We start from the raw sequence: 1,472 nt of genomic DNA on the forward strand, positions 1-1,472 counted from the left end.
GCAGTCGGCGCAGGGGTTTCCGTTTTGGAAGCCCCTGTTCATGGGGTGGTATATTGCCACCCCATCCCGCCGCCTGCCTGCGTCAACCTGCCACCGGCAGCTTGACACAAATACAGGGGTGGAACGAATCGTCCCGCCCCTGCTGGTGGTGCGTCGTATTTCACGACGCACTGAGCGAAAACAAGGGTGCCCTGTTTCGGGGCACCCCTTTCAGAAAGGACAAGGTGATTTATGGCGATTTATCATTTGGAGGCTAAGATAGTCAGCCGTGGAGCCGGACGCTCCGCCATAGCTGCTGCGGCCTATCTGAGCTGTTCCCGGATGCTCAACGAGTACGACGGAGTGCAGCACGACTACACCCGCAAACAGGGACTTGGATGGCGGCAGGTTTTTCTGCCAGCCACGGCCCCCGCAGAGTGGCAAGATCGAGAAACCCTGTGGAATGCTGTGGAGGAAACCGAAACCGCAAAGGACAGCCGCCTCGCCCGTGAATTTGTGGCGGCGCTGCCCATAGAACTAAGCCGGGAGGAACAAATCCAGCTCCTGCAAGATTTCATCAAGGAGCAGTTTGTGGCAGACGGAATGTGCGCCGATGCTGCCATCCATGACCCATATCCTCCCGGACACAATCCCCATGCCCACATCCTGCTGACGGTGCGCCCGCTGGATGAAAAGGGAAAATGGCAGTACAAGACCGAAAAAGAATATCTCTGCGTCAAAGACGGCGAGGAACGGGGCTTTACCGCCGCCGAGTTCAAACAGGCGCAGGCCGACGGATGGGAGAAGCAATACCAGTACAAGGTGGGCAAAAAGAAGGTGTATATGGCTCCTTCCGCAGCGCAGGCACAGGGCTATGAACGGGTGTCTAAATACCCCAAAAGCACCAAATATGGTAGGCAAAATCCCATCACGGAACGTTGGAACAGCGATGAGCAACTTGTTCTGTGGCGAGCTGCATGGGCGGATGTGGCAAACCGCCATCTGGAGCGCACCGGGCACGAAGAACGCATCGACCACCGCAGCCATGCCGAGCGTGGTCTGCTGGAGCGGCCTACGGTCCATGAGGGTGTGGTTGCCAGAGCCATGGAGAAAAAGGGCATTATCTCTGACCGGTGCGAACTGAACCGGCAGATCAAGGCCGACAATACCCTGCTCCGGGAGCTGAGGGAACAGGTCAAAAAGCTAGCGCAGGCGGTCAAGAACACCCTTCCGGCGCTCGCCGAGACCATGGAAAATCTGCGAAAAAATCTGTTGCTATTCTGCTATCAGCTGGGGTATCTCCGCAAAGGCAAGGAGCGTCTGAACACTTCGCTGAATACGCTGCGCCCTGCCCTCACACAGTACAACCAGCTGGCAAAGGACATTCGGGATAAGACGAAAGAGCGCCGCAGCCTGCTTTCCGAGAAAAAGGTTCTTTCCGCTGTCCATGTATTCCGACACCGGGAACTGGCGGCAAAGATTGCGGCTCTGAC

1 protein-coding gene is annotated in these 1,472 nt (G+C 57.1%); it reads left to right on the plus strand.

All coding sequences use genetic code 11. The features are described from left to right. Positions 1–231: 231 nt before the first annotated feature. Positions 232–1,472: MobQ family relaxase (mobQ, locus tag H7U37_RS14815; protein ID WP_204876906.1), on the plus strand; the 1,241-nt coding region annotated here is incomplete at its 3' end.

Source organism: Pseudoflavonifractor phocaeensis (genome assembly GCF_016901735.1).
Lineage (GTDB): Bacteria > Bacillota > Clostridia > Oscillospirales > Oscillospiraceae > Pseudoflavonifractor_A.